Origin of the sequence: Simplicispira sp. 125 (assembly GCF_003096555.1) — a bacterium.
Classification (GTDB): Bacteria; Pseudomonadota; Gammaproteobacteria; order Burkholderiales; family Burkholderiaceae_C; genus Simplicispira.
The window spans coordinates 830,998-850,076 of the sequence record NZ_QEKM01000001.1; the positions used below are offsets into that span (position 1 = coordinate 830,998).

Consider the following 19,079-nt stretch of genomic DNA (forward strand, 5'->3'; position numbering starts at 1 on the left):
ATAGGTTTTGCTGAATAATCAGGCCGATGGATCGACTGGATAGAAAAATTCTCGCTGTGCTGCAGGGCAATGCACGCGCCAGCCTGCAAGAGATCGGCCAGGCCGTGGGCCTGAGCCCGTCGCCGTGCTGGGGGCGCATCAAGAAGATGGAGGAGGCCGGTGTCATCCAGGGCTACACGGTGCGGATCAATCCACAGTCGCTGGACCTGGCCGACACGGTGCTGGTGCAGGTCACGCTCGACAGCCATTCCGACAACACGCTGGAGAAGTTTGGCGAAACCCTGGCCAGTATTCCCGAGGTGATCGAGGCGCACCTGGTCTCGGGCGACTACGACTACCTGCTGCGCATCGTGGTCAAGGACACGCGTGACTACGAGCGCCTGCTGCGCGAGAAGCTCTACAAGATCAAGGGCATACGCCACAGCCGCTCCAGCTTCGTGCTGCGCACGCTCAAAAAAGCCGACCTGCCGCTGTTCTCTGATTGAACCTGTTTGAGGCCTAATCGGCCTCTAGCGCTTGCTGGTAAAGCGTCAGCAGCTATTAATTTAGATATTTAAGATCAACCTGCAGCCCCGGGACAGACCGCAGAAGGGAGCCACGGGTTCAGCCCAGCAGCAGGGCGTCATCGGCGAGCTTTTCGCCGCGCACTTTTTCGAACATCCTGAGCAGGTCGGGCACGTCCAGGCGCTTGCGCTCCTCGCCCGATACGTCGAGCACCACCTGGCCCTGGTGCAGCATGACGGTGCGTTCGCCCACGTCGAGGGCCTGGCGCATGCTGTGCGTGACCATCATGGTGGTGAGCTGGTTCTCGGCGACGATGCGCGAGGTCAGCTGCAGCACGAAGTCGGCGGTGCGCGGGTCGAGCGCGGCGGTGTGTTCGTCAAGCAGCAGGATGCGTGAGGGCTGCAGCGCCGCCATCAGCAGACTCACGGCCTGGCGCTGGCCGCCCGAGAGCAGGCCGATGCGGTCGGTGAGGCGGTTTTCCAGTCCCAGGCCGAGCGTGGCCAGGCGCGCGCGGAAGGTCTCGCGCAGCGCGGCCTTGACGGCGCTGCGCAGGCCGCGCAGCGTGCCGCGCTGCTGCGCCAGGGCCATGTTTTCCTCGATGGTGAGGTCTTCGCAGGTGCCGGCCATGGGGTCCTGGAACACACGCGCCACGCGCGATGCGCGCGCCCACACGGGCTGGCGCGTCACGTCCATGCCGTCGATGGTGATGGTCCCGCTGTCCACGCCCAGGTCGCCCGAGATGGCGTTGAGAAAGGTGGACTTGCCGGCACCGTTGGAGCCGATCACGGTGACGAATTGCCCGGCGGGAATGTTCAGCGACATGCCGCGCAAGGCGCGCGTTTCTATTGGTGTGCCGGGGTTGAAGGTGATTTCGAGGTTTTGGGCGCTCAGCATGGTGCGTTTCCTATTCTTTGCCCGTGGGGCTTCGCTTCATAGGACTTGACTTTGAAGACGGTTACTCAGGGGGATGTGCTTCATTTCAGCGGCGTTTGGCCAGCTTGCGCTTGATCTGCGGGATGATCAGCGCGATGGTGACGAGCACGGCGGTGACCAGGTTCAGGTCTTGCGCCTTGAGGCCGATGAAGTCGCTGTTGAGCGCCAGCGCGATGAAGAAGCGGTAGACGATGGCGCCGATGACGACGGCCAGCGTGGCGTAGATCAGGCGGCGCGAGGGCAGGATGCTCTCGCCCACAATGACGGCAGCCAGGCCGATGACGATGGTGCCGATGCCCATGGAAATGTCGGAGCCGCCCTGCGTCTGGGCAAACAGCGCGCCGGCCAGGCCCACCAGGGCGTTGGACACGGCCATGCCCAGCAGCACCATGGCGCCGGTGTTCACGCCCTGCGAGCGCGCCATGCGCGCGTTGGAGCCGGTGGCGCGGATCGCCAGGCCCCGCTCGGTGGCGAAGAACCAGTCGAGTGCCAGCTTGGCGGCGATGACGATGACGGCCAGCAGCAGGGGGCGCGCCACATAGTCTTCCATGCCCTCGGGCTGCAGCAGGGTGAACAGGGTGGTGTCATTGATCAGCGGCACGTTGGGCCCGCCCATGATGCGCAGGTTGATCGAGTACAGCGCGATCATCACCAGGATGCTGGCCAGCAGGTCCATGATCTTGAGCCGAACGTTGAGCCAGCCCGTGAGCAGGCCTGCGGCGGCAGCGGCGGCCATGGCGGCCAGGGTGGCCAGGTAGGGGTTGGTGCCGTGGGAGATCAGGATGGCGCAGACGGCGCCACCGAGCGGAAAGCTGCCGTCCACGGTCAGGTCGGGAAAGCGCAGCAGCCTGAACGAAATGAACACGCCCAGCGCCACCAGGCTGAAAATCAGGCCGATTTCAATGGCGCCAAGCAAGGAAAAGAGAGACATGGGCAGCAGGGCAGTGGGTGAAAAGAAAGCAGGAGCCACGCGGTGCATGGCTCCTGCAGCGGGGCTTTGCAAAGGTTGCAGCCCCTGGGTGCGGTCAATGGATTACTGAACGACCTGGGCCGCTGATTTGATCAGCGCGTCAGACAGCTTCACGCCCTGCTTTTCGGCGGCGCCGGGGTTCACGAAGAGTTCCATCTTGGTACTCACTTCGGGCTTGATGTCGCCGGGCTTTTCGCCCTTCAAGATGCGCGCCACCATGCGGCCGGTTTGCTCGCCCAGGTCGCGGTAGTTGATGCCAAAAGCGGCAATGGCGCCGCGCTTGACGCTGTCGGTGTCCGAAGCCACCAGCGGGATCTTGGCTTCCTGGCCGACCTTGACCAGCGCTTCATAGGCCGAGACCACGTTGTTGTCGGTGTTGGTGTAGATCACGTCGACCTTGCCGATCAGGCTGCGCGCGGCGCTGCCCACGTCGACCGAGCGCGGCGCGGCCGCTTCGACCAGCGTCATGCCCAGCTTGGGCAGGAGCTCCTTCATCTGCTTGACCACGACCACCGAGTTGGCTTCACCGGGGTTGTAGACCATGCCCACGCGCTTGGCGTTGGGCACGACCTGCTTGACCAGGTCCATCTGCTTGTCCAGCGCCAGCAGGTCGGACACGCCGGTCACGTTGTTCTTTGATGCTTCCCAGTTGGGCACCAGCTTGGCGGCGACGGGGTCGGTCACGGCCGAGAACACCACGGGCACGGACTTGGTAGAGGCGATCACGGCCTGTGCCGAGGGCGTGGCGATGGCGACGATGGCATCGGGCTTGTCCCCCACGAACTTACGCGCGATCTGCGCGGCCGTGCCGGTGTTGCCTTGGGCGCTCTGGTACTGCCACTTCAGGTTCTTGCCCGACTCGAAGCCCGCATCCTTGAGAGCGGCCTGCACGCCATCGCGCACGGCGTCCAGCGCGGGGTGTTCGACGATGGCCGTCACGGCGACCGATTTCTGCTGGGCATGGGCGGGTGCTACCACCGCCATCACAGCCAGGGCCAATGCGCCCAGGGGTGCCCAAGACATTTGCTTCATTGCTATCTCCAACCTTGCTATCGTTGTTTCCTGTTTGTCGTAAAGAAGGCCGGCGCAGGAGGGTCGCCGGGCCTCGTGGGGAAGTCTACTGCAGCGCAGCATTGCCCTGGTCTTGGGGGGCTCTGTGCTGTTGTAAGCACTCGGCGTTATCTGCTGCGGTCATTTCTGCATAAAAAAGGGCCTGCAACGCAGGCCCCTATTGCGCAAAGCGCTATGGTTTTTTACATGCCCGAGTAGTTCGGTCCCCCGCCCCCCTCGGGCGTGACCCACACGATGTTCTGCGTCGGGTCCTTGATGTCGCAGGTCTTGCAGTGCACGCAGTTCTGCGCGTTGATCTGCAGGCGCTGCGCGTTGCCGCCCTTGGCTTCGTCGGGCACGAACTCGTACACACCAGCGGGGCAATAGCGGGCTTCGGGCCCGGCGTACTTTGCCAGGTTGATCTGGACCGGCACGCTGGCATCCTTGAGCGTGAGGTGCGAAGGCTGGTTTTCAGCGTGGTTGGTGTTGCTGATGAACACGCTCGAGAGCCGGTCGAAGGTGAGCTTGCCGTCGGGCTTGGGGTAGACGATGGGCTTGCACTCGCTGGCCGGCTTGAGGTAGGCGTGGTCGGGCTTGTCGCGGTGCAGCGTCCATGGAATATGGCCGCGCAGCACGAAATGCTCGAAACCGTTCATCAGCGTGGCCGTGGTCAGGCCGTATTTGAACCAGTTCTTGAAGTTGCGGTCTTTGTTCAGCTCGGTGTGCAGCCAGCTGGCCTCGAAAGCCTTGGGGTAGGCGCTCAGTTCGTCGTGCTGGCGACCGGCCACGATGGCATCAAACGCGGCTTCGGCGGCCAGCTTGCCGGTCTTGATGGCTGCGTGGCTGCCCTTGATGCGGCTGACGTTCAGGTAGCCGGCATTGCAGCCCACCAGCGCACCGCCCGGGAACACTGTCTTGGGGAGCGAGTTGATGCCGCTGGCGTTGATGGCGCGCGCGCCATACGACAGGCGCTTGGCCGTGATTTCGCCCTGGGCGTTTTCGAAGTAGTAGCGGACGTTGGGGTGCGTCTTCCAGCGCTGGAATTCTTCGAACGGGCTCAGGTAGGGGTTGGTGTAGCCCAGGCCGGTGACAAAACCCACAGCCACCTTGTTGTCCTCCATGTGGTACATGAAGGCGCCGCCATAGGTGCTGCTGTCCATGGGCCAGCCGGCGGAGTGCATGACAAAGCCGGGCTGGTGGCGGGACGGGTCGATTTCCCATAGCTCCTTGATGCCGATGCCAAAGCTTTGGGGGTCGCGGTTTTCATCGAGCTTGTAGCGTGCGATCAACTGCTTGCCCAGGTGGCCGCGCGCGCCTTCGGCAAACACGGTGTACTTGGCGTGCAGTTCCATGCCCAGCTGGAAGTCGCCCGTGGGTTCACCTTCCTTGCCCACGCCCATGTTGCCGGTGGCCACGCCCTTGACGGCGCCTTGTTCGTTGTAGAGCACCTCGGCGGCGGCAAAACCGGGGAAGATTTCCACGCCCAGGGCCTCGGCCTGCTCGGCCATCCATTTGCTGACGTTGCCCAGGCTGACGATGTAGTTGCCGTGGTTGTGCGCAAACGGGGGCAGCACCATGTTGGGCACACGAAAGCCCGAGCGCTCGCTCAGGAACATGTAGGCGTCTTCGGTCACTGGCTGGTTCAAAGGCGCGCCGCGCTCTTTCCAGTCAGGAATCAGCTCGGTCAAAGCCTTGGGGTCCATGATGGCGCCTGAGAGGATGTGCGCGCCGGGCTCGGAGCCTTTCTCCAGCACCACGACCGAGACATCCTGGCCGCGTTCAGCCGCCAGCTGCTTGAGGCGGATGGCCGTGGCCAGGCCGCCGGGGCCACCGCCCACGACCACCACGTCGTATTCCATGGCTTCGCGCGGACCAAATTGAGCGAGGATTTCTTCGTTTGTCATGTGCTTCTCGTCGGGCATTTGATAATGGGATGATTTTCTACAAACAGGGGCCGTAATCCCTGTCCGTCGTGCGACTGATTGTATTCACGGAATATGGACAATCGAACGACCGTTCTTTTTTGTTCAGTGGAGAGACTCTAAATGGCCTACAGCATCGATTTGTCCGGACGTGTGGCGTTTGTTACCGGGGCTTCCAGCGGCCTGGGCGCACAGTTTGCCCGAACCCTGGCCCGTGCCGGTGCCGGTGTGGTGCTCGCCAGCCGCCGCATTGAAAAGCTCAAGGAACTGCGCGCGCGCATCGAGGGTGAGGGCGGCGACGCGCATGTGGTGGAGCTGGATGTGACCGACCATGACTCCATCAAATCTGCCGTGGCACATGCCGAGACTGAAATGGGCTCCATCGACATCCTGGTCAACAACTCGGGCGTGAGCACCACGCAGCGCATCCAGGACGTGACACCCGACGACTATGACTTCATCTTCGACACCAACGTGAAGGGTGCCTTCTTTGTGGCGCAGGAAGTGGGCAAGCGCATGCTGGCCCGCTCGCGCGGCGCCGCACCCGGCAGCTTTACTGGCGGGCGCATCATCAACATCGCCTCGATGGCGGGTCTGAAGGTGCTGCCGCAGATCGGTGCCTACTGCATGAGCAAAGCAGCGGTGGTGCAAATGACCAAGGCCATGGCGCTGGAATGGGGGCGCTTTGGCATCAATACCAACGCCCTGTGCCCGGGCTACATCGACACCGAGATCAATCACGACCACTGGCGTACCGAGCAGGGCCAAAAGTTGATCGCCATGCTGCCGCGCAAGCGCGTCGGGCAGCCGCAGGATCTCGACGCCCTCATCGTCATGCTGGCCAGCGACCAGAGCCACTTCATCAACGGCGCGGTCATTGCTGCGGACGATGGTTTTGCAGTGTGATTTTTGCGGGAGGCGCTGGTTGTGAAGATTGAAATTCCCGAGAAAAAGAAGCTGGTGTTTGAGATGAGTCTCCCCATCCGCTGGGGTGACATGGATGCCATGGGACACGTGAACAACACCGTGTATTTCCGCTACATGGAAACGGTGCGTATCGAGTGGATGCGTGCCGTGGGCTGCAACCCCGATCCGCAGGGCCAGGGGCCGGTGATCGTCAACGCCTTTTGCAATTTCTACAAGCAGCTGGAATACCCCGGCGATGTGCTGGCAAAGATGTATGTGAGCGACCCCGGGCGCACCACGTTCGAAGCCTGGTGCACGCTGGAGCGCAGCGACCAGCCGGGCGTGGTGTACGCCGCAGGTGGGGCCACCACCATCTGGGTGGACTTTCCGCAGCAAAAAGCCATGACCCTGCCGGACTGGATGCGGGCGCTGGTGACGGCCTGAAGCGCACTTGCGGCGGGCAAGCGCAGCGTTACTATAAATTCAAGCTCAATTAGCCTCTAGCGCTTACCCAGTGGGCGCTGGCAGCTATCAATACAGGAGTTTCACTTCTGCCGTGGCACCCGTCCCATCAGGTAGAACTCGGGGTTGGGCTGCATGCCGGCAAAGCTGGCCATGCGGTTGCTGAGGCCAAAAAATGCGGTAATGGCGGCGATGTCCCAGATGTCTTCGTCGTCAAAGCCATGCGTGTGCAGCGGCTCGAAATCGGCGTCGCTGATCTCATGCGACTGTTGGCAGACTTTCATTGCAAAGTCGAGCATGGCGCGTTGGCGCGGGGTGATGTCGGCCTTGCGGTGGTTGACCGCCACCTGGTCGGCCACGAACGGCTTTTTCTCATAGATACGCAAAATGGCGCCGTGCGCCACCACGCAGTACAGGCACTTGTTGGCGGCGCTGGTGGTGGTGACGATCATTTCGCGGTCGCCCTTGGTGAGGTTGCTGGTGCGGCCGGCGCTTTCGGGCTCCATCAGCGCGTCGTGGTAGGCAAAGAAGGCGCGCCATTCGGCCGGGCGGCGGGCAAACCCCAGAAATACGTTGGGGATGAAGCCGGCCTTTTCCTGCACTGCCAGCACTTTGGCTTGGATGTCTTCAGGCAGGGTATTGAGATCGGGAACGGGGTAGCGTGCGCTCATGGGGTTCTCCTCGGTTTCATGGGGGCGATGAATGATACGTGCGCAGACCTTATGCCATGAAAAACGCCCGGCACAGGCCGGGCGTTGGGGTCAGCATGGGCGGTGGATCAGCCTGCTTTGAGCGCTGCCAATGCCTTCGCCACTCCTGCGCCGTAGGCAGGGTCGGCCTGGGTGCAGTGCGCGATATGGCGCTGCTGGATGGCTTCTGAGGCACCACCGACCGAGCGTGCCGTGTTCTCGAACAGCACCTGCTGCTGCGCTGGGGTCATCAGACGGAACAGATTGCCGGGTTGCGAGAAGTAGTCGGTGTCTTCGCGGTGATTCCAGCGGCTGGCAGCACCTTCGAGCAACAGCGGTGGCTCGGAAAAATCAGGCTGCTCCTGCAGTGCGCCCTTGCTGTTGGGCTCGTAGCCCACCTCGGCACCGTTGTTGCTGTCCACGCGCATCTGGCCATCGCGGTGGTTGCTGTGGAACGGGCATTTCGGCGCGTTCACCGGGATCTGATGGTGGTTGACACCCAGGCGGTAGCGCTGCGCGTCGCCGTAGTTGAACAAGCGGGACTGCAGCATCTTGTCGGGTGAGAAACTGATGCCGGGCACGACGTTGGCCGGGTTGAAGGCGAGCTGCTCGATCTCGGCAAAGTAGTTCTCGGCATTGCGGTTGAGTTCGAGCACGCCCACGTCGATCAGCGGGTAGTCGCCGTGCGGCCAGACCTTGGTCAAATCGAACGGGTTGATAGGGTAGTGGGCAGCATCTTTCTCGGGCATGACCTGGATCTTCAGGTTCCAGCGTGGAAAGTCGCCGTTGTCGATGGCGTTCAGCAGGTCGGATTGCGAGCTTTCGCGGTCGCGGCCCACGAGCTCAGCGGCCTCGGCGTCGGTCAGGTTCTCAATGCCTTGCTGCGTGACCAGGTGGAACTTGACCCAGAAGCGCTCGTTTTGCGCATTGAGCAGGCTGAACGTGTGGCTGCCAAAGCCGTGCATGTGGCGGTACGACTTCGGGATACCGCGGTCGCTCATCACGATGGTGACCTGGTGCAGCGCTTCGGGCAGCAGGGTCCAGAAGTCCCAGTTGTTCTCGGCGCTGCGCATGTTGGTGCGCGGGTCGCGCTTGACGGCCCGGTTCAGGTCGGGAAACTTGAGCGGGTCGCGCAGGAAGAACACGGGGGTGTTGTTGCCCACCAGGTCCCAGTTGCCTTCTTCGGTATAGAACTTCATGGCAAAACCACGGATGTCGCGCTCGGCGTCGGCCGCGCCGCGCTCGCCGGCGACGGTGGAAAACCGCATGGCCAGCGGCGTTTTCTTGCCGATGGCCGAGAAGACCTTGGCCTTGCTGTAGCGCGTAATGTCGTGTGTGACGGTGAAGTGGCCAAACGCGCCCGAGCCCTTGGCATGCATGCGCCGCTCGGGGATTACTTCGCGGGCAAAGTGCGCGAGTTTTTCGAGGTGCCACACATCTTGCAGCAGCATGGGGCCGCGCGGGCCTGCAGTCATCACGTTCTGGTTGTCGGGCACGGGTGCGCCGGCGGCGGTGGTCAGTTTGGACATGGCAATTCCCTTTCGTGGTGTGGCGCAATCCGCCCGGGTTCCGCAGGATTGCGGGATGAGTCAATTGCTATCGAGTCATAATTTATTGTTTTCTTTTTCTATGGGCTTTGCAAGCCTGCAGCCATAGTATTTCCCCAAGTCGCTCATAGTCTTGGTGCAGGCCATGGGCAAGGCAGGTTCACATTTTTGAAGGAGAAAGCAGATGGACGCAGCGCAGCAAGCGATGTTCGACAAAGGGCTGGCGACCCGCAGGGAGGTGATGGGAGAGGACTTTGTGGCCCGCGCCTTTGCTGGCATGACGGAATTTACGGAGCCCTTGCAGGAGCACATCACCCGTGCGGCCTGGGGTGATGTGTGGCAGCGCGGTGTGCTCGACCGCAAGACGCGCAGCCTGGTCACGGTGGCCATGCTGACCGCTTTGGGTCGGGGCCATGAGCTCAAAGGCCATGTGCGCGGCGCGATGAACAACGGCGCTAGCGTGGCCGAAATCCAGGAGGTGCTGCTGCACGCCGCGATTTACTGTGGTGTTCCACTGGCGGTCGATGCATTTCGCGCGGCCGCCGACGTGGTGGAGTCGCCGACTCAAAGCGGGTAACAAAACTCAGCGAAGCGGTTCTGGCCAGGCGCTGTGCCGCAGGCAGTACGAGCAGTACGACAAGACGCGGCAACGACGCCGGAAGAGTTTTGTTGGCCGCGCTAACCCGTGATCAGCTTGTGCACCAGATCGGCAGCGGTGGATGCGCCGTATTTGCGCATCAGCCGTGCGCGGTAGATTTCCACCGTGCGGTGGCTGATCTCCAGGGCACGGCCAATTTCCTTGGAGGTCAGGCCTTGCAGCAGGCGTGCGGCCACCTCGCGCTCGCGCCCGGTCAGTTCGGCCTTCACTGGGCGCTGTGAACTCAAGTCTTCAAAGCTCCAGATGCCCGATTCGTGGGGCGCTTCTCGGTTGAGTGCACGCCCCGAAACATGGCACCAGAACATCTCGCCATTGGCGCGTTTCATGATGCGGCTGTCCGCGTACAGCCCCTTGGTGTTGAGGATGGGCGCCATGTGGGCGCCCAGGCGTTCGTACTCTTCCGGGCTGGGGTAAAGCATCTGGAAAGACTGGCCGAGCAGCAACTCGCGCGAGAAACCGAACATCTCACAGACATGGCGATTGCAGTCCACCATCGCCCGGTTGCGCGACAGGATCATGCCCACGGGAGCCATTTCGAATGCGAGTCTGTAGTCAACGTCCATAGTGCAAATATTTAGGGAAAACTACTTATAAATCTAAGTAGTATCGTAGCGTACCTAATCTTGTTGAGGAGACCTTCGTGAACAAATTATTTCCCTCGGCGGCCGAGGCGCTTGCGGGCGTGGTCGCAGACGGCCAACTCATGGCCGTGGGTGGATTTGGCCTGTGCGGTATTCCGGAGGCTCTGATCGACGCGCTGCGCGATTCGGGTGTCAAGAACCTCACCGTGGTTTCCAACAACGCGGGGGTGGACGGCTTTGGTCTGGGCAAGCTGCTCGAGACCCGTCAGATCAAGAAAATGATCTCGTCCTATGTGGGTGAGAACAAGGAGTTTGAGCGCCAGTTTCTCGCTGGTGAACTGGAACTTGAATTTACGCCCCAGGGTACGCTGGCCGAAAAACTGCGCGCCGGTGGCGCGGGCATCCCTGCCTTCTTCACCAAGACGGGTGTGGGCACCATCGTGGCCGAGGGCAAAGAGCTGCGCGAGTTCGATGGCGAAACCTACGTGATGGAGCGCGCGCTGGTGCCCGAGGTGGCGCTGGTGAAGGCGCACCGCGCCGACAAGTCGGGCAACCTGCAGTTCCGCCTGACGGCGCGCAACTTCAATCCAGCGGCAGCCATGGCGGGCAAGGTCTGTATCGTGGAAGTGGAAGAGATTGTCGAAACCGGCGAGATGGTGCCCGACCAGGTGCATTTGCCCGGCATCTATGTGCACCGCATCGTGCACAACCCGAACCCCGAAAAGCGCATTGAAAAGCGCACCATCACCGAAGCCAAATAACTTTGCGGGACAGCCCGCAGCCGCGCAGCGGCCAGCGCTGTTTCCAACATACAGGAGAGATCGACCATGCCATGGACCCAAGACCAGATGGCGGCGCGTGCCGCACAGGAACTCGAAGACGGTTTTTATGTGAACCTCGGCATTGGCATTCCCACATTGGTGGCCAATTTCACCGGTGACAAGGAAGTGTGGCTGCAGTCCGAGAACGGCATGCTGGGCATTGGCCCGTTCCCCACCGAGGACGCCGTGGACGCCGACCTCATCAACGCGGGCAAGCAGACGGTCACCACCATTCCCGGCTCGTCCATCTTTGGCAGCCATGAGAGCTTTGCCATGATCCGTGGCGGCAAGATCAACCTGTCCATTCTGGGCGCCATGCAGGTCAGCGAAAAGGGCGACCTGGCGAACTGGATGATTCCGGGCAAGATGGTCAAGGGCATGGGCGGTGCCATGGACCTGGTGGCAGGCGTCAAGCGCGTGATCGTGCTCATGGAACATGTGGCGCGCAAGAAGGACGGGGCCGAAGACATGAAGATCCTGCCCAGCTGCACGCTGCCACTGACGGGCGTGGGCGTGGTGGACCGCATCATCACCGACCTGGCCGTGATGGACATCACCCCCCAGGGCGTGAAGGTGCTGGAGTTGGCGCCCGGCGTGACGTTTGAGTTCCTGCAGTCCAAGACGGGCGTACCGCTGATCCAGTGATCCCGCAACATTGATTTGCATCAAGAAGGCCCGCAAATGCGGGCCTTTTGTCTGCTGTCAGCTGAGCGTGGGCTGTATATGTATATGCTTTGTCTTTTCGCTCTTGCTGCCCATGACCGACACCCTGCTTGAGGCTGGTGCCCGCGCCACTGAAAACCCCAATTTCCTGCGTGCCGTCACCGACATGGCCGAGCGTTGCGCTGTGGTGACGCAGGACGCGATCTACAGCGCCAATGGCATCAAGCTGGTGGAGAAGGGCGCACGCATTGACAGCCGCCTGTACGACCGGCTGGTGCAGCACAAGCTGCGTGAGCCGATTGATCAAAACCTCTCGGTCGAGAATGTGGTCAGCGTGGATGCGCTGCTGGAGACAGCGCGGGCCATGTGCCAGCAGCAACCCTTGCAGCGGTTGGTGAAGGCGCTGGGTTCGCACGATCGTCTGCTGGCGCCTTTGCGATTTTTACCGTTGACCGGACCCATCGCTTTCAAGCTCACCGTGATGCGCGAGCAGCGTCCCGAACTCTTTCGCCACAGTCTGCAGATGATGTTGGTGGCACTGTTTCTGGGCATTAAATGCGGCATGAGCGAACGCGACTGCGTTCCGCTGGCCGCCGCAGGGCTGCTGCACGATATGGGGGTGCTGCACATGGCCCCCGAATGGCGCGATCCGCAGAACAAGGTGTCTGGTGTGGAGCGCCGACAGCTGGTGGCCCATCCCATCACCGCCATGCTGATGGTGCGCGATGCCCAGGTGTACAGCCGCGCGGTGGAAGAAGCCGTATTGGAGCACCATGAACGCATGGATGGCACGGGCTACCCACGGGGTCTGGCAGGGGCGCAGATATCGACCCTGGGCCGCATCCTCATGCTGGCTGAAATGGTGGCGGCTTTCTACGAAAAAGCCATCGATATGCCCGCGCAGCAACTGTCGCTGGCGCTGCGTCTGAACCACCGCAAGTTTCCTGCTGAGTTGGTGGCCCACGTGCTGCCCGTGCTGCAAGATGAGCTGGACCAGGACCGCAGCCAGGCGCTGCCCACGGGCGAACACATCAATGCCATGGCCCGTGCGCTGATGCAGGCTTTCGAACAATGGGACGGTGCCAAGGCCGCGCAAGGCGCAGCACTGCTGGACAAAGACAGCCCGGCGGCCTTTGTCGAAGGGCGGCTGAAGGCGCTGCAAAAAGCCTTGACCGAGGCCGGTGCCCACCCGAACCACCAGGTGCAACTCATCGAACAATTGCAAGGCGACGCCGAGGGGCTGGCCGAAGTGGCTTTTGTGGTGCGTGAGGCGCTGTGGCAGCTCGAAAGCATCGTCAACAGCTGCCAGCGCCGATGGCCCGGTGTGCTGGAGGGGCCGCAACCGGCGGACCAGGCCGTGGCGCGGTGGTGCGACTGGGTGCGTGCCCAGGCACGCGGCGCTATCGCCGCATAAGCGCGTATTCGTGTTCTGGGCAGTGCCTGCGGGGCGCAGCGCATTTCTGCGACACCATGCACAAAAACCACCCTTTTCCTGTTTTACCCCTGCGCAACGGGGTAGGCCCCAGCTGCGTGGCGCTCCCTCCGGTGGGGCAGGGCCGCATTTTGGATTTTCTGGCACAACGCTTGCCGTATGTGACCCGCACCGAATGGCAGGCTCGCCTGGAAGCCGGCGACGTGGTGGACGAGCGCGGCGAGGTGGTCACGCCCGCGCGTGTGTTCGAGCCTGGCCTTCGGCTGTATTACTACCGCAGTCTGCCCGCCGAGCCGCAGTTGCCGTTTGAAGAGACCGTGCTGTACCAGGATGAGCATCTGCTGGTAGCCGACAAGCCGCACTTCATGCCCGTCACGCCTTCGGGCCACTACCTGCACCAGACACTGCTGGTGCGGCTCAAGCATCGCCTGGGGCTGGAGGACCTCGTCCCCTTGCACCGCATCGACCGTGAAACAGCGGGGCTGGTGCTGTTTTCGGTGCAGCGCCCCACGCGCGGGCTGTACCACGCATTGTTCAGCGGCCGGCAAATCACCAAGCAATACGAAGCCGTGGCACCGTGGCGTGACGAAGTGGCATTTCCGCGTGAGCACAAGAGCCGCATGCAAGAGAGCCCACAGTTCTTTCGCATGCACGAGGTGCCCGGTACGCCCAATACCCATACCCGCATGGACGTGCTGGAGGTGGCCGGTGGCTGGGCGCGCTACCGCCTCTCGCCCATCACGGGAAAACGCCACCAGCTGCGCGTGCACATGGCGGCGCTGGGCTTGCCGCTGCGCAACGACGCCTTGTACCCGGTGGTCAATGACCCGCCCGAGGGTGACTATTCAAGGCCGCTGCAGTTGCTGGCGCAATCGCTGGAATTTACCGACCCGCTGACCGGTGAGCGCCGCCATTTTGAAAGCGCACGCCGCCTGCCGCCGCTGGGCTGAGCAGCCTGGAAAAACGAGGGGGAGTGGATTGGGTGCGCCGATTTTTAAGGAAATCGGGCTGTAGCGCTTGGTGGATAAGCGCCTCTAGCTATCAAAAATGGAGCGGGTGATGGGAATCGAACCCACGTTGTTTGCTTGGGAAGCAAGAGTCCTACCATTGAACGACACCCGCGAAGCTGGCGATTATAGGCACACCGACCGCACGGGCCGGGTGCTTTGTGCGAAATAAAAGGCGCCGTTTACTTCTGGATATCGCCCAGGCACAGGTACTTGATCTCCACATAGTCGTCCATGCCGTAGTGCGAGCCCTCGCGCCCCAGGCCCGACTGCTTGACGCCGCCAAAGGGTACGTGCTCGGTGGCCAAAATGCCCACGTTGATGCCCACCATGCCGTATTCGAGCGCCTCGCCCACGCGGAAGATGCGCCCCACATCGCGGCTGTAGAAGTAGCTGGCCAGCCCGAACTCGGTGTTGTTGGCCGCATCAATGGCCTCCTGCTCGGTCTCGAACTTGAAGACCGGGGCAAAGGGGCCAAAGGTTTCCTCGGTAGCGCACAGCATGTCGGCGCTGGCGTTGGAGATGACGGTGGGCTCGAAGAACTGGCCTGAGCCGAGCGTCTTGAGGCGCTTGCCGCCGGTCACCACCTTGCCGCCCTTGGCGATGGCGTCATCCACATGGCGCTGCACCTTCACGAGGGCCGCTTCCTCGATCAGCGGGCCCTGGTTCACACCTTCGTCAAAGCCGTTGCCTATTTTTGCGGTCGCCACCTTGGCGGAAAACTTCTGCACAAACTCGTCGTAGACACCGCTTTGTACATAGAAACGGTTGGAGCACACGCAGGTCTGGCCGGCGTTGCGGTACTTGCTGGCAAAGGCGCCTTCCACAGCGCTGTCGATGTCGGCGTCGTTGAACACGATGAAAGGCGCATTGCCACCGAGTTCGAGCGACATCTTCTTGATGGTGGGCGCGCTTTGCGCCATCAGGATGCGGCCCACTTCGGTCGAACCCGTAAAGCTGATGTGGCGCACGATGGGGCTCTCGCACAGCACCTTGCCAATGGCAATGGAGTTGTCCGCATCCGCACACAGGATGTTGAACACACCGGCCGGAATACCCGCGCGCTGGGCCAGCTCGGCGGCGGCCAGGGCGGTCAGCGGAGTCAGCTCGGCTGGCTTGATGACCACGGTGCAGCCAGCGGCCAGCGCAGGAGCCACCTTGCGGGTAATCATCGCCAGCGGAAAGTTCCAGGGCGTGATGGCGGCGCACACGCCGATGGGCTGCTTCAAGACCAGCAAACGGCGGCTGTTGTCGAACTGGGGCAGGGTTTCGCCATTGACGCGCTTGGCTTCTTCGGCAAACCACTCGACGAAGCTCGCGCCGTAGGCGACCTCGCCCTTGGCTTCGGGCAAAGGCTTGCCTTGCTCGGCCGTCATGATGCGGCCCAGATCGTCCTGGTGCTGCATGAGCAGGTCGTACCACTTGCGCAGGATGCTGCTGCGCTCCTTGGCCGTCTTACTGCGCCAGGCAGGCCAGGCGGCGTTGGCGGCGGCTATGGCGGCCTGGGCGTCTTTGGGGCCCAGGTTGGCAACATCGACCAGGTGGGCTCCTGTGGCCGGATCATGCACGGCAAAGTGGCTGGCGCCAGCGACCCACTGGCCGTTGATCAGGCCTTGGGTCTTGAGCAGGCTGGGGTCTTTGAGGGTGGCGAGGGGCGTGGACATAGCGGTTTCACTCCGGGGAAAAAGGTCAAGGGTAAAGACAAAGAGTGCAGGTGGGTGTCACGCAGGCGGTCTTTGTCAGCGTTGCAAAAATATGAGTCTTTTTGGCTTGTAACGCTTTGCTGACGAGCGTTAATAGCTATTGAATTCGTAGCTTTCCGTCGTGCCGGAACGCAGTGCAGGGTCATTGGTCGATGATGCGCCGGGCAAAGTGTTCCAGGTAGTCCATCAACTGGTTGGCACCGGCCACGGCATGGTCTTCGTTGCCGGTGGCAATGCCTTGTGCCAGGTGCATGTGGGCGCGGGCGCCTTCGGCCACATCGCCTTCGTGCTGGTAGGCATACCAGAAGCGGCGGCACTGCACGATGAGCGGAGCCACGCATTTCACGGCGGAATGGTTCTGGCTGGCCTGGTGCACCACGATGTCGAGCTGGTGGTCGGCCAGCATGTAGTCGTCCAGATCGCCGCGCTCGGCGGCCAGCACCATGGCCTGCCCGCAACTGAGAATGGCTGCGCGTTGGGGCGAGGTGGCGCGGCGGGCCGCGCAGGAGGCCAGCAGGCGCTCGAGCGCGCGGCGCGTCTGGATCACATCCAGATGGTCGGCCAGGTCGATGTTGGAGACCTGCAGCCCCCGGCGCGGCAACTGCACGATCAGCCCGATGGAGACCATGCGCAAGAGCGCCTCGCGCACCGGCGTGCGGCCCAGGCCGGTGCTGTCGGTAATGTCTGCTTCCACCACGGGGCTGCCGGGCTGCAGTTGCAGGGTGGAGATCATGGCCTCGATGGCGTCGTAGGCGACGTCAGCGGCACGCCGCTTGGGTTGCATTTCGGAGATGTGGGGTGCTGTAGATGTTGTCATGGACGGAGCAAACGGGGCAGAGCGCATAAGGGATAGATCTTATGCGCCCGCCCTGCGCAGGGCCTGGTCAGAGCGCTGCTCCGGCCTTGCGCAGCTCGGCAATCTGCGGCGCCTTGGGCAGCCAGAGCTTGTCGAATTCCGCGATGAGGCTGTCTGGTTTGAAGTCTGCCGCCGTGTGAAATGCAATCGGCGTGGCCTTGAATTTTTCGATCAGGCCGGCTTCGGTGGTGACGATGTCGTTGATCTGTGCGTCCAGCGACTGCGCCACCAGGCGGCGGATGAGGTCTTTGTCCTTCGCCTCGAGCCCTTGCCAGATGCGGCCCGACACCAGCGGCGCGAAGGGCATGAACAGTGCGTTCATCTGCAGCAGGGATTTCGCCACCTTGTCGAAACGCTGGTTCCACGAGAACTCGATGTCGGCCTCCAGCCCGTCGACCTGGCCGTTGCTCATGGCGTCAAACACCGCAGGCGTGGGGATGGGCGTGGGCGCGGCGCCCAGCATTTGGTAGAAGTCGCGGTACACCGGGGTGGGGTTGATGCGCAGCTTCAGGCCCTTGAGGTCGGTGGGCACCTTCACATCCTTGGTGGCAAACACGGCGCGCATGCCGGTAATGCCCCAGCCCAGGCCGATGGTGCCGGTCTCGCGCGGCAGCACGTCCAGCAGCTTCAAGGCCTGGGGTGTTTTGACGAGCTTGGCCACGGCCGGTGTCGAGCGCACCAGGTAGGGCGCGTTGATGGCCGCCACGCTGGAGACGCGCGTGCCCAGTTCGGCAGCCTGGATCCAGCCCATGTCGAGCGCGCCCGATTGCATCTGCTGCATCATCGCCGCCTCGTTGCCCAACTGGCCCGAGTGGAAGACCGTGACGCTCAGGCGCCCGTTGGTTTCCTTCTTCAGCGCTTCGCCAAACTGCAGCGCGGCCCGGTTCCATGAGTGCCCGGCGGGCGTGATCAGGCCCAGGCGAAATTCCTTGGCCGAATCGGCGCGCACGAGCGACGGGAAAGCCAGGGGCGAGGCTGCTGCCAAGGCGGCAGCAGAGGTCTGGATGAAGTGGCGGCGGGTGGTTGTCATTGGCGTCTCCGGGGGGTGGGTCAGGGTGAGGGTGAAACAGGCGGGCACATCAACGCACAGTGCTACTTGAGCAGGCCGAGCGACAGGCTGGGGAACAGCGACAGCACCACCAGCGCTACGCAGCTGATGATGAAAAAAGGCAGGGTGACGATGAACATCTTTCCGGGCTTCGCGCCGGTCACGGCAGACGCCACGAAGAAGCTCAATCCCACGGGCGGCGACATGAGGCCCAGCACCAGGTTGATAACGGCCACCACACCAAAATGACGGGGGTCGATGCCATAGACCTCGGTGGCAATCGGCAGCAGGATTGGCACCGTCATGATCAGGCCCGGGATACCGTCAATCACCGTACCGATGACGAGCAAGATGACGTTAGTCAGCAGCAAAAAGGTCACTGGGTCGTGGGCCACGGTCTGGATCCAGGCGGCCACCGCCTGCGGCACCTTGCCGTAGATCAGCAGCCACGAGAACACTGCGGCGGCAGACACCAGGAACAGCACGATGGCCGAATACATGGCCGAGCGCAGCAGGATGCGCGGCATGCTGACAAACGAAAATTCCCTGGTCACAAACCGCCCCACCAGGGCAGCCGCCACGGCGCCCACGGCAGCCGCTTCGGTGGGGTTGGCAAAGCCGCCCAGAATCGAGCCGACGATGACGATGGGGATCAGCAGCGTGGGGCTGGCGCCCAGGGCGGTGCGGGCGCGCTGGCGCAAGGTGCGGTATTCGCTGCGCGGGTAGTTGTAGAAGAAGCCCATGCAGGCGATCACCACAAAAAACAGCAGCGTGAGCAGGATGCCGGGGATGATGCCGGCAATCAGCATGTCGCTCACGGCCACCTGGGCCAGCACGCTGTACACGACGAACATCACCGAGGGCGGAATGATCGGCCCCAGCATGCCGCCGTAGACCGTGATGCCCGCTGCAAAGGTCTTGTCGTAGCCCTGCTTTTCCATCTCGGGAACCATCACCTGCGACATGATCGCCACCTGCGCCGTGGCCGAGCCGATGATGGACGCCACCATCATGTTGGCCAGGATGTTCACGTAGGCGAGGCCCCCTTTGACCGAACCAATGAAGGCCATGGCCAGCTCCACCAGCCGCCGCGTGATGCCACCGCTGTTCATGATTTCGCCGATCAGGATGAACAGGGGGATGGCGATCAGCCCATAACTGTCCACCCCGGCAAACATCTGCAAGGGAAACGACTGGAACAGCACGGTGCTGCCCGAGTTGAGAATAAAGACGGCACCTGCCAGGCACAGGCAAATGCCAATGGGCACACCCACAAGCAGGATGGCGAGAAAGAAGAGGCTGGTGATCATGGGAGGGTGTGACCAGG

General features: G+C 62.5%; 19 protein-coding genes and 1 tRNA gene. 8 read left to right on the forward strand and 12 right to left on the reverse strand.

The features are described from left to right. Positions 1-26: 26 nt before the first annotated feature. Positions 27-485, forward strand: coding sequence for an Lrp/AsnC family transcriptional regulator (locus C8D04_RS03850; RefSeq protein ID WP_116003672.1), 459 nt, complete (start codon positions 27-29; stop codon positions 483-485). 118 nt (positions 486-603) lie between these two features. Here C8D04_RS03850 and C8D04_RS03855 read toward each other — a convergent pair whose 3' ends face one another. The 4 genes from C8D04_RS03855 to C8D04_RS03870 form a co-directional block, all read right to left on the reverse strand. Then, on the reverse strand, positions 604-1,398 hold the full coding sequence (locus tag C8D04_RS03855) for an ABC transporter ATP-binding protein (RefSeq protein ID WP_116003673.1): 795 nt from the start codon (positions 1,396-1,398) through the stop codon (positions 604-606). An 85-nt stretch (positions 1,399-1,483) separates the two neighbouring features. After that, positions 1,484-2,368: an ABC transporter permease gene (locus tag C8D04_RS03860; RefSeq protein ID WP_116005999.1), complete on the reverse strand. Its 885-nt coding sequence runs from the start codon at positions 2,366-2,368 to the stop codon at positions 1,484-1,486. Positions 2,369-2,470: 102 nt separating this feature from the next. Further along, entirely contained in the window at positions 2,471-3,439 is a 969-nt protein-coding gene (locus tag C8D04_RS03865) for an ABC transporter substrate-binding protein (protein WP_116003674.1), read from the reverse strand. A 221-nt stretch (positions 3,440-3,660) separates the two neighbouring features. Next, complete coding sequence (locus C8D04_RS03870) at positions 3,661-5,361, reverse strand: electron transfer flavoprotein-ubiquinone oxidoreductase (RefSeq protein WP_116006000.1); 1,701 nt, start codon at positions 5,359-5,361, stop codon at positions 3,661-3,663. A gap of 141 nt (positions 5,362-5,502) precedes the next feature. Here C8D04_RS03870 and C8D04_RS03875 point away from each other — a divergent pair, with 141 nt between their 5' ends. Both C8D04_RS03875 and C8D04_RS03880 read left to right on the forward strand, forming a co-directional pair. Beyond that, positions 5,503-6,285 (forward strand): SDR family oxidoreductase, encoded by a 783-nt coding sequence (locus C8D04_RS03875; protein WP_116003675.1) that lies wholly within the window; start codon positions 5,503-5,505, stop codon positions 6,283-6,285. Between the two features lie 21 nt (positions 6,286-6,306). Next, on the forward strand, positions 6,307-6,729 hold the full coding sequence (locus C8D04_RS03880) for an acyl-CoA thioesterase (RefSeq protein WP_116003676.1): 423 nt from the start codon (positions 6,307-6,309) through the stop codon (positions 6,727-6,729). Positions 6,730-6,830: 101 nt separating this feature from the next. Here C8D04_RS03880 and C8D04_RS03885 read toward each other — a convergent pair whose 3' ends face one another. Further along, positions 6,831-7,418 (reverse strand): peroxidase-related enzyme, encoded by a 588-nt coding sequence (locus C8D04_RS03885; protein WP_116003677.1) that lies wholly within the window; start codon positions 7,416-7,418, stop codon positions 6,831-6,833. Between the two features lie 107 nt (positions 7,419-7,525). Further along, entirely contained in the window at positions 7,526-8,965 is a 1,440-nt protein-coding gene (locus tag C8D04_RS03890) for a catalase (protein WP_116003678.1), read from the reverse strand. A gap of 202 nt (positions 8,966-9,167) precedes the next feature. On the opposite strand from C8D04_RS03890, the gene pcaC reads away from it, so the two are divergent. Next, positions 9,168-9,560, forward strand: a complete 393-nt coding sequence (gene pcaC / locus C8D04_RS03895) for a 4-carboxymuconolactone decarboxylase (RefSeq protein WP_116003679.1) — start codon at positions 9,168-9,170, stop codon at positions 9,558-9,560. A gap of 101 nt (positions 9,561-9,661) precedes the next feature. On the opposite strand, the gene C8D04_RS03900 is transcribed toward pcaC, so the two are convergent. Continuing rightward, entirely contained in the window at positions 9,662-10,204 is a 543-nt protein-coding gene (locus C8D04_RS03900; protein ID WP_116003680.1) for a PAS and helix-turn-helix domain-containing protein, read from the reverse strand. Between the two features lie 77 nt (positions 10,205-10,281). Between C8D04_RS03900 and C8D04_RS03905 the strand changes: the two genes are divergently transcribed. The 4 genes from C8D04_RS03905 to C8D04_RS03920 all read left to right on the forward strand — a co-directional run bounded on the left by C8D04_RS03905 (position 10,282) and on the right by C8D04_RS03920 (position 14,088). Further along, complete coding sequence (locus tag C8D04_RS03905) at positions 10,282-10,983, forward strand: CoA transferase subunit A (protein ID WP_116003681.1); 702 nt, start codon at positions 10,282-10,284, stop codon at positions 10,981-10,983. A gap of 66 nt (positions 10,984-11,049) precedes the next feature. Beyond that, on the forward strand, positions 11,050-11,688 hold the full coding sequence (locus tag C8D04_RS03910) for a 3-oxoacid CoA-transferase subunit B (RefSeq protein WP_116003682.1): 639 nt from the start codon (positions 11,050-11,052) through the stop codon (positions 11,686-11,688). 112 nt (positions 11,689-11,800) lie between these two features. Further along, positions 11,801-13,120, forward strand: a complete 1,320-nt coding sequence (locus C8D04_RS03915; RefSeq protein ID WP_165829117.1) for an HD domain-containing phosphohydrolase — start codon at positions 11,801-11,803, stop codon at positions 13,118-13,120. Positions 13,121-13,176: 56 nt separating this feature from the next. Further along, on the forward strand, positions 13,177-14,088 hold the full coding sequence (locus tag C8D04_RS03920; protein ID WP_116003683.1) for a pseudouridine synthase: 912 nt from the start codon (positions 13,177-13,179) through the stop codon (positions 14,086-14,088). 98 nt (positions 14,089-14,186) lie between these two features. Here the strand turns inward: C8D04_RS03920 and C8D04_RS03925 are convergent. The 5 genes from C8D04_RS03925 to C8D04_RS03945 all read right to left on the reverse strand — a co-directional run bounded on the left by C8D04_RS03925 (position 14,187) and on the right by C8D04_RS03945 (position 19,062). After that, positions 14,187-14,260 (reverse strand) — tRNA-Gly (locus tag C8D04_RS03925). A gap of 67 nt (positions 14,261-14,327) precedes the next feature. Continuing rightward, complete coding sequence (locus C8D04_RS03930) at positions 14,328-15,809, reverse strand: NAD-dependent succinate-semialdehyde dehydrogenase (RefSeq protein WP_116003684.1); 1,482 nt, start codon at positions 15,807-15,809, stop codon at positions 14,328-14,330. A gap of 181 nt (positions 15,810-15,990) precedes the next feature. Further along, positions 15,991-16,665 (reverse strand): GntR family transcriptional regulator, encoded by a 675-nt coding sequence (locus C8D04_RS03935; protein WP_116003685.1) that lies wholly within the window; start codon positions 16,663-16,665, stop codon positions 15,991-15,993. A gap of 67 nt (positions 16,666-16,732) precedes the next feature. Then, positions 16,733-17,734 carry a TRAP transporter substrate-binding protein gene (locus tag C8D04_RS03940; protein ID WP_116003686.1) on the reverse strand — a complete coding sequence of 334 codons (1,002 nt, stop codon included), beginning with the start codon at positions 17,732-17,734 and terminating at the stop codon, positions 16,733-16,735. Between the two features lie 62 nt (positions 17,735-17,796). Next, positions 17,797-19,062 (reverse strand): TRAP transporter large permease, encoded by a 1,266-nt coding sequence (locus C8D04_RS03945; protein ID WP_116003687.1) that lies wholly within the window; start codon positions 19,060-19,062, stop codon positions 17,797-17,799. Between the last annotated feature and the right edge of the window lie 17 nt (positions 19,063-19,079).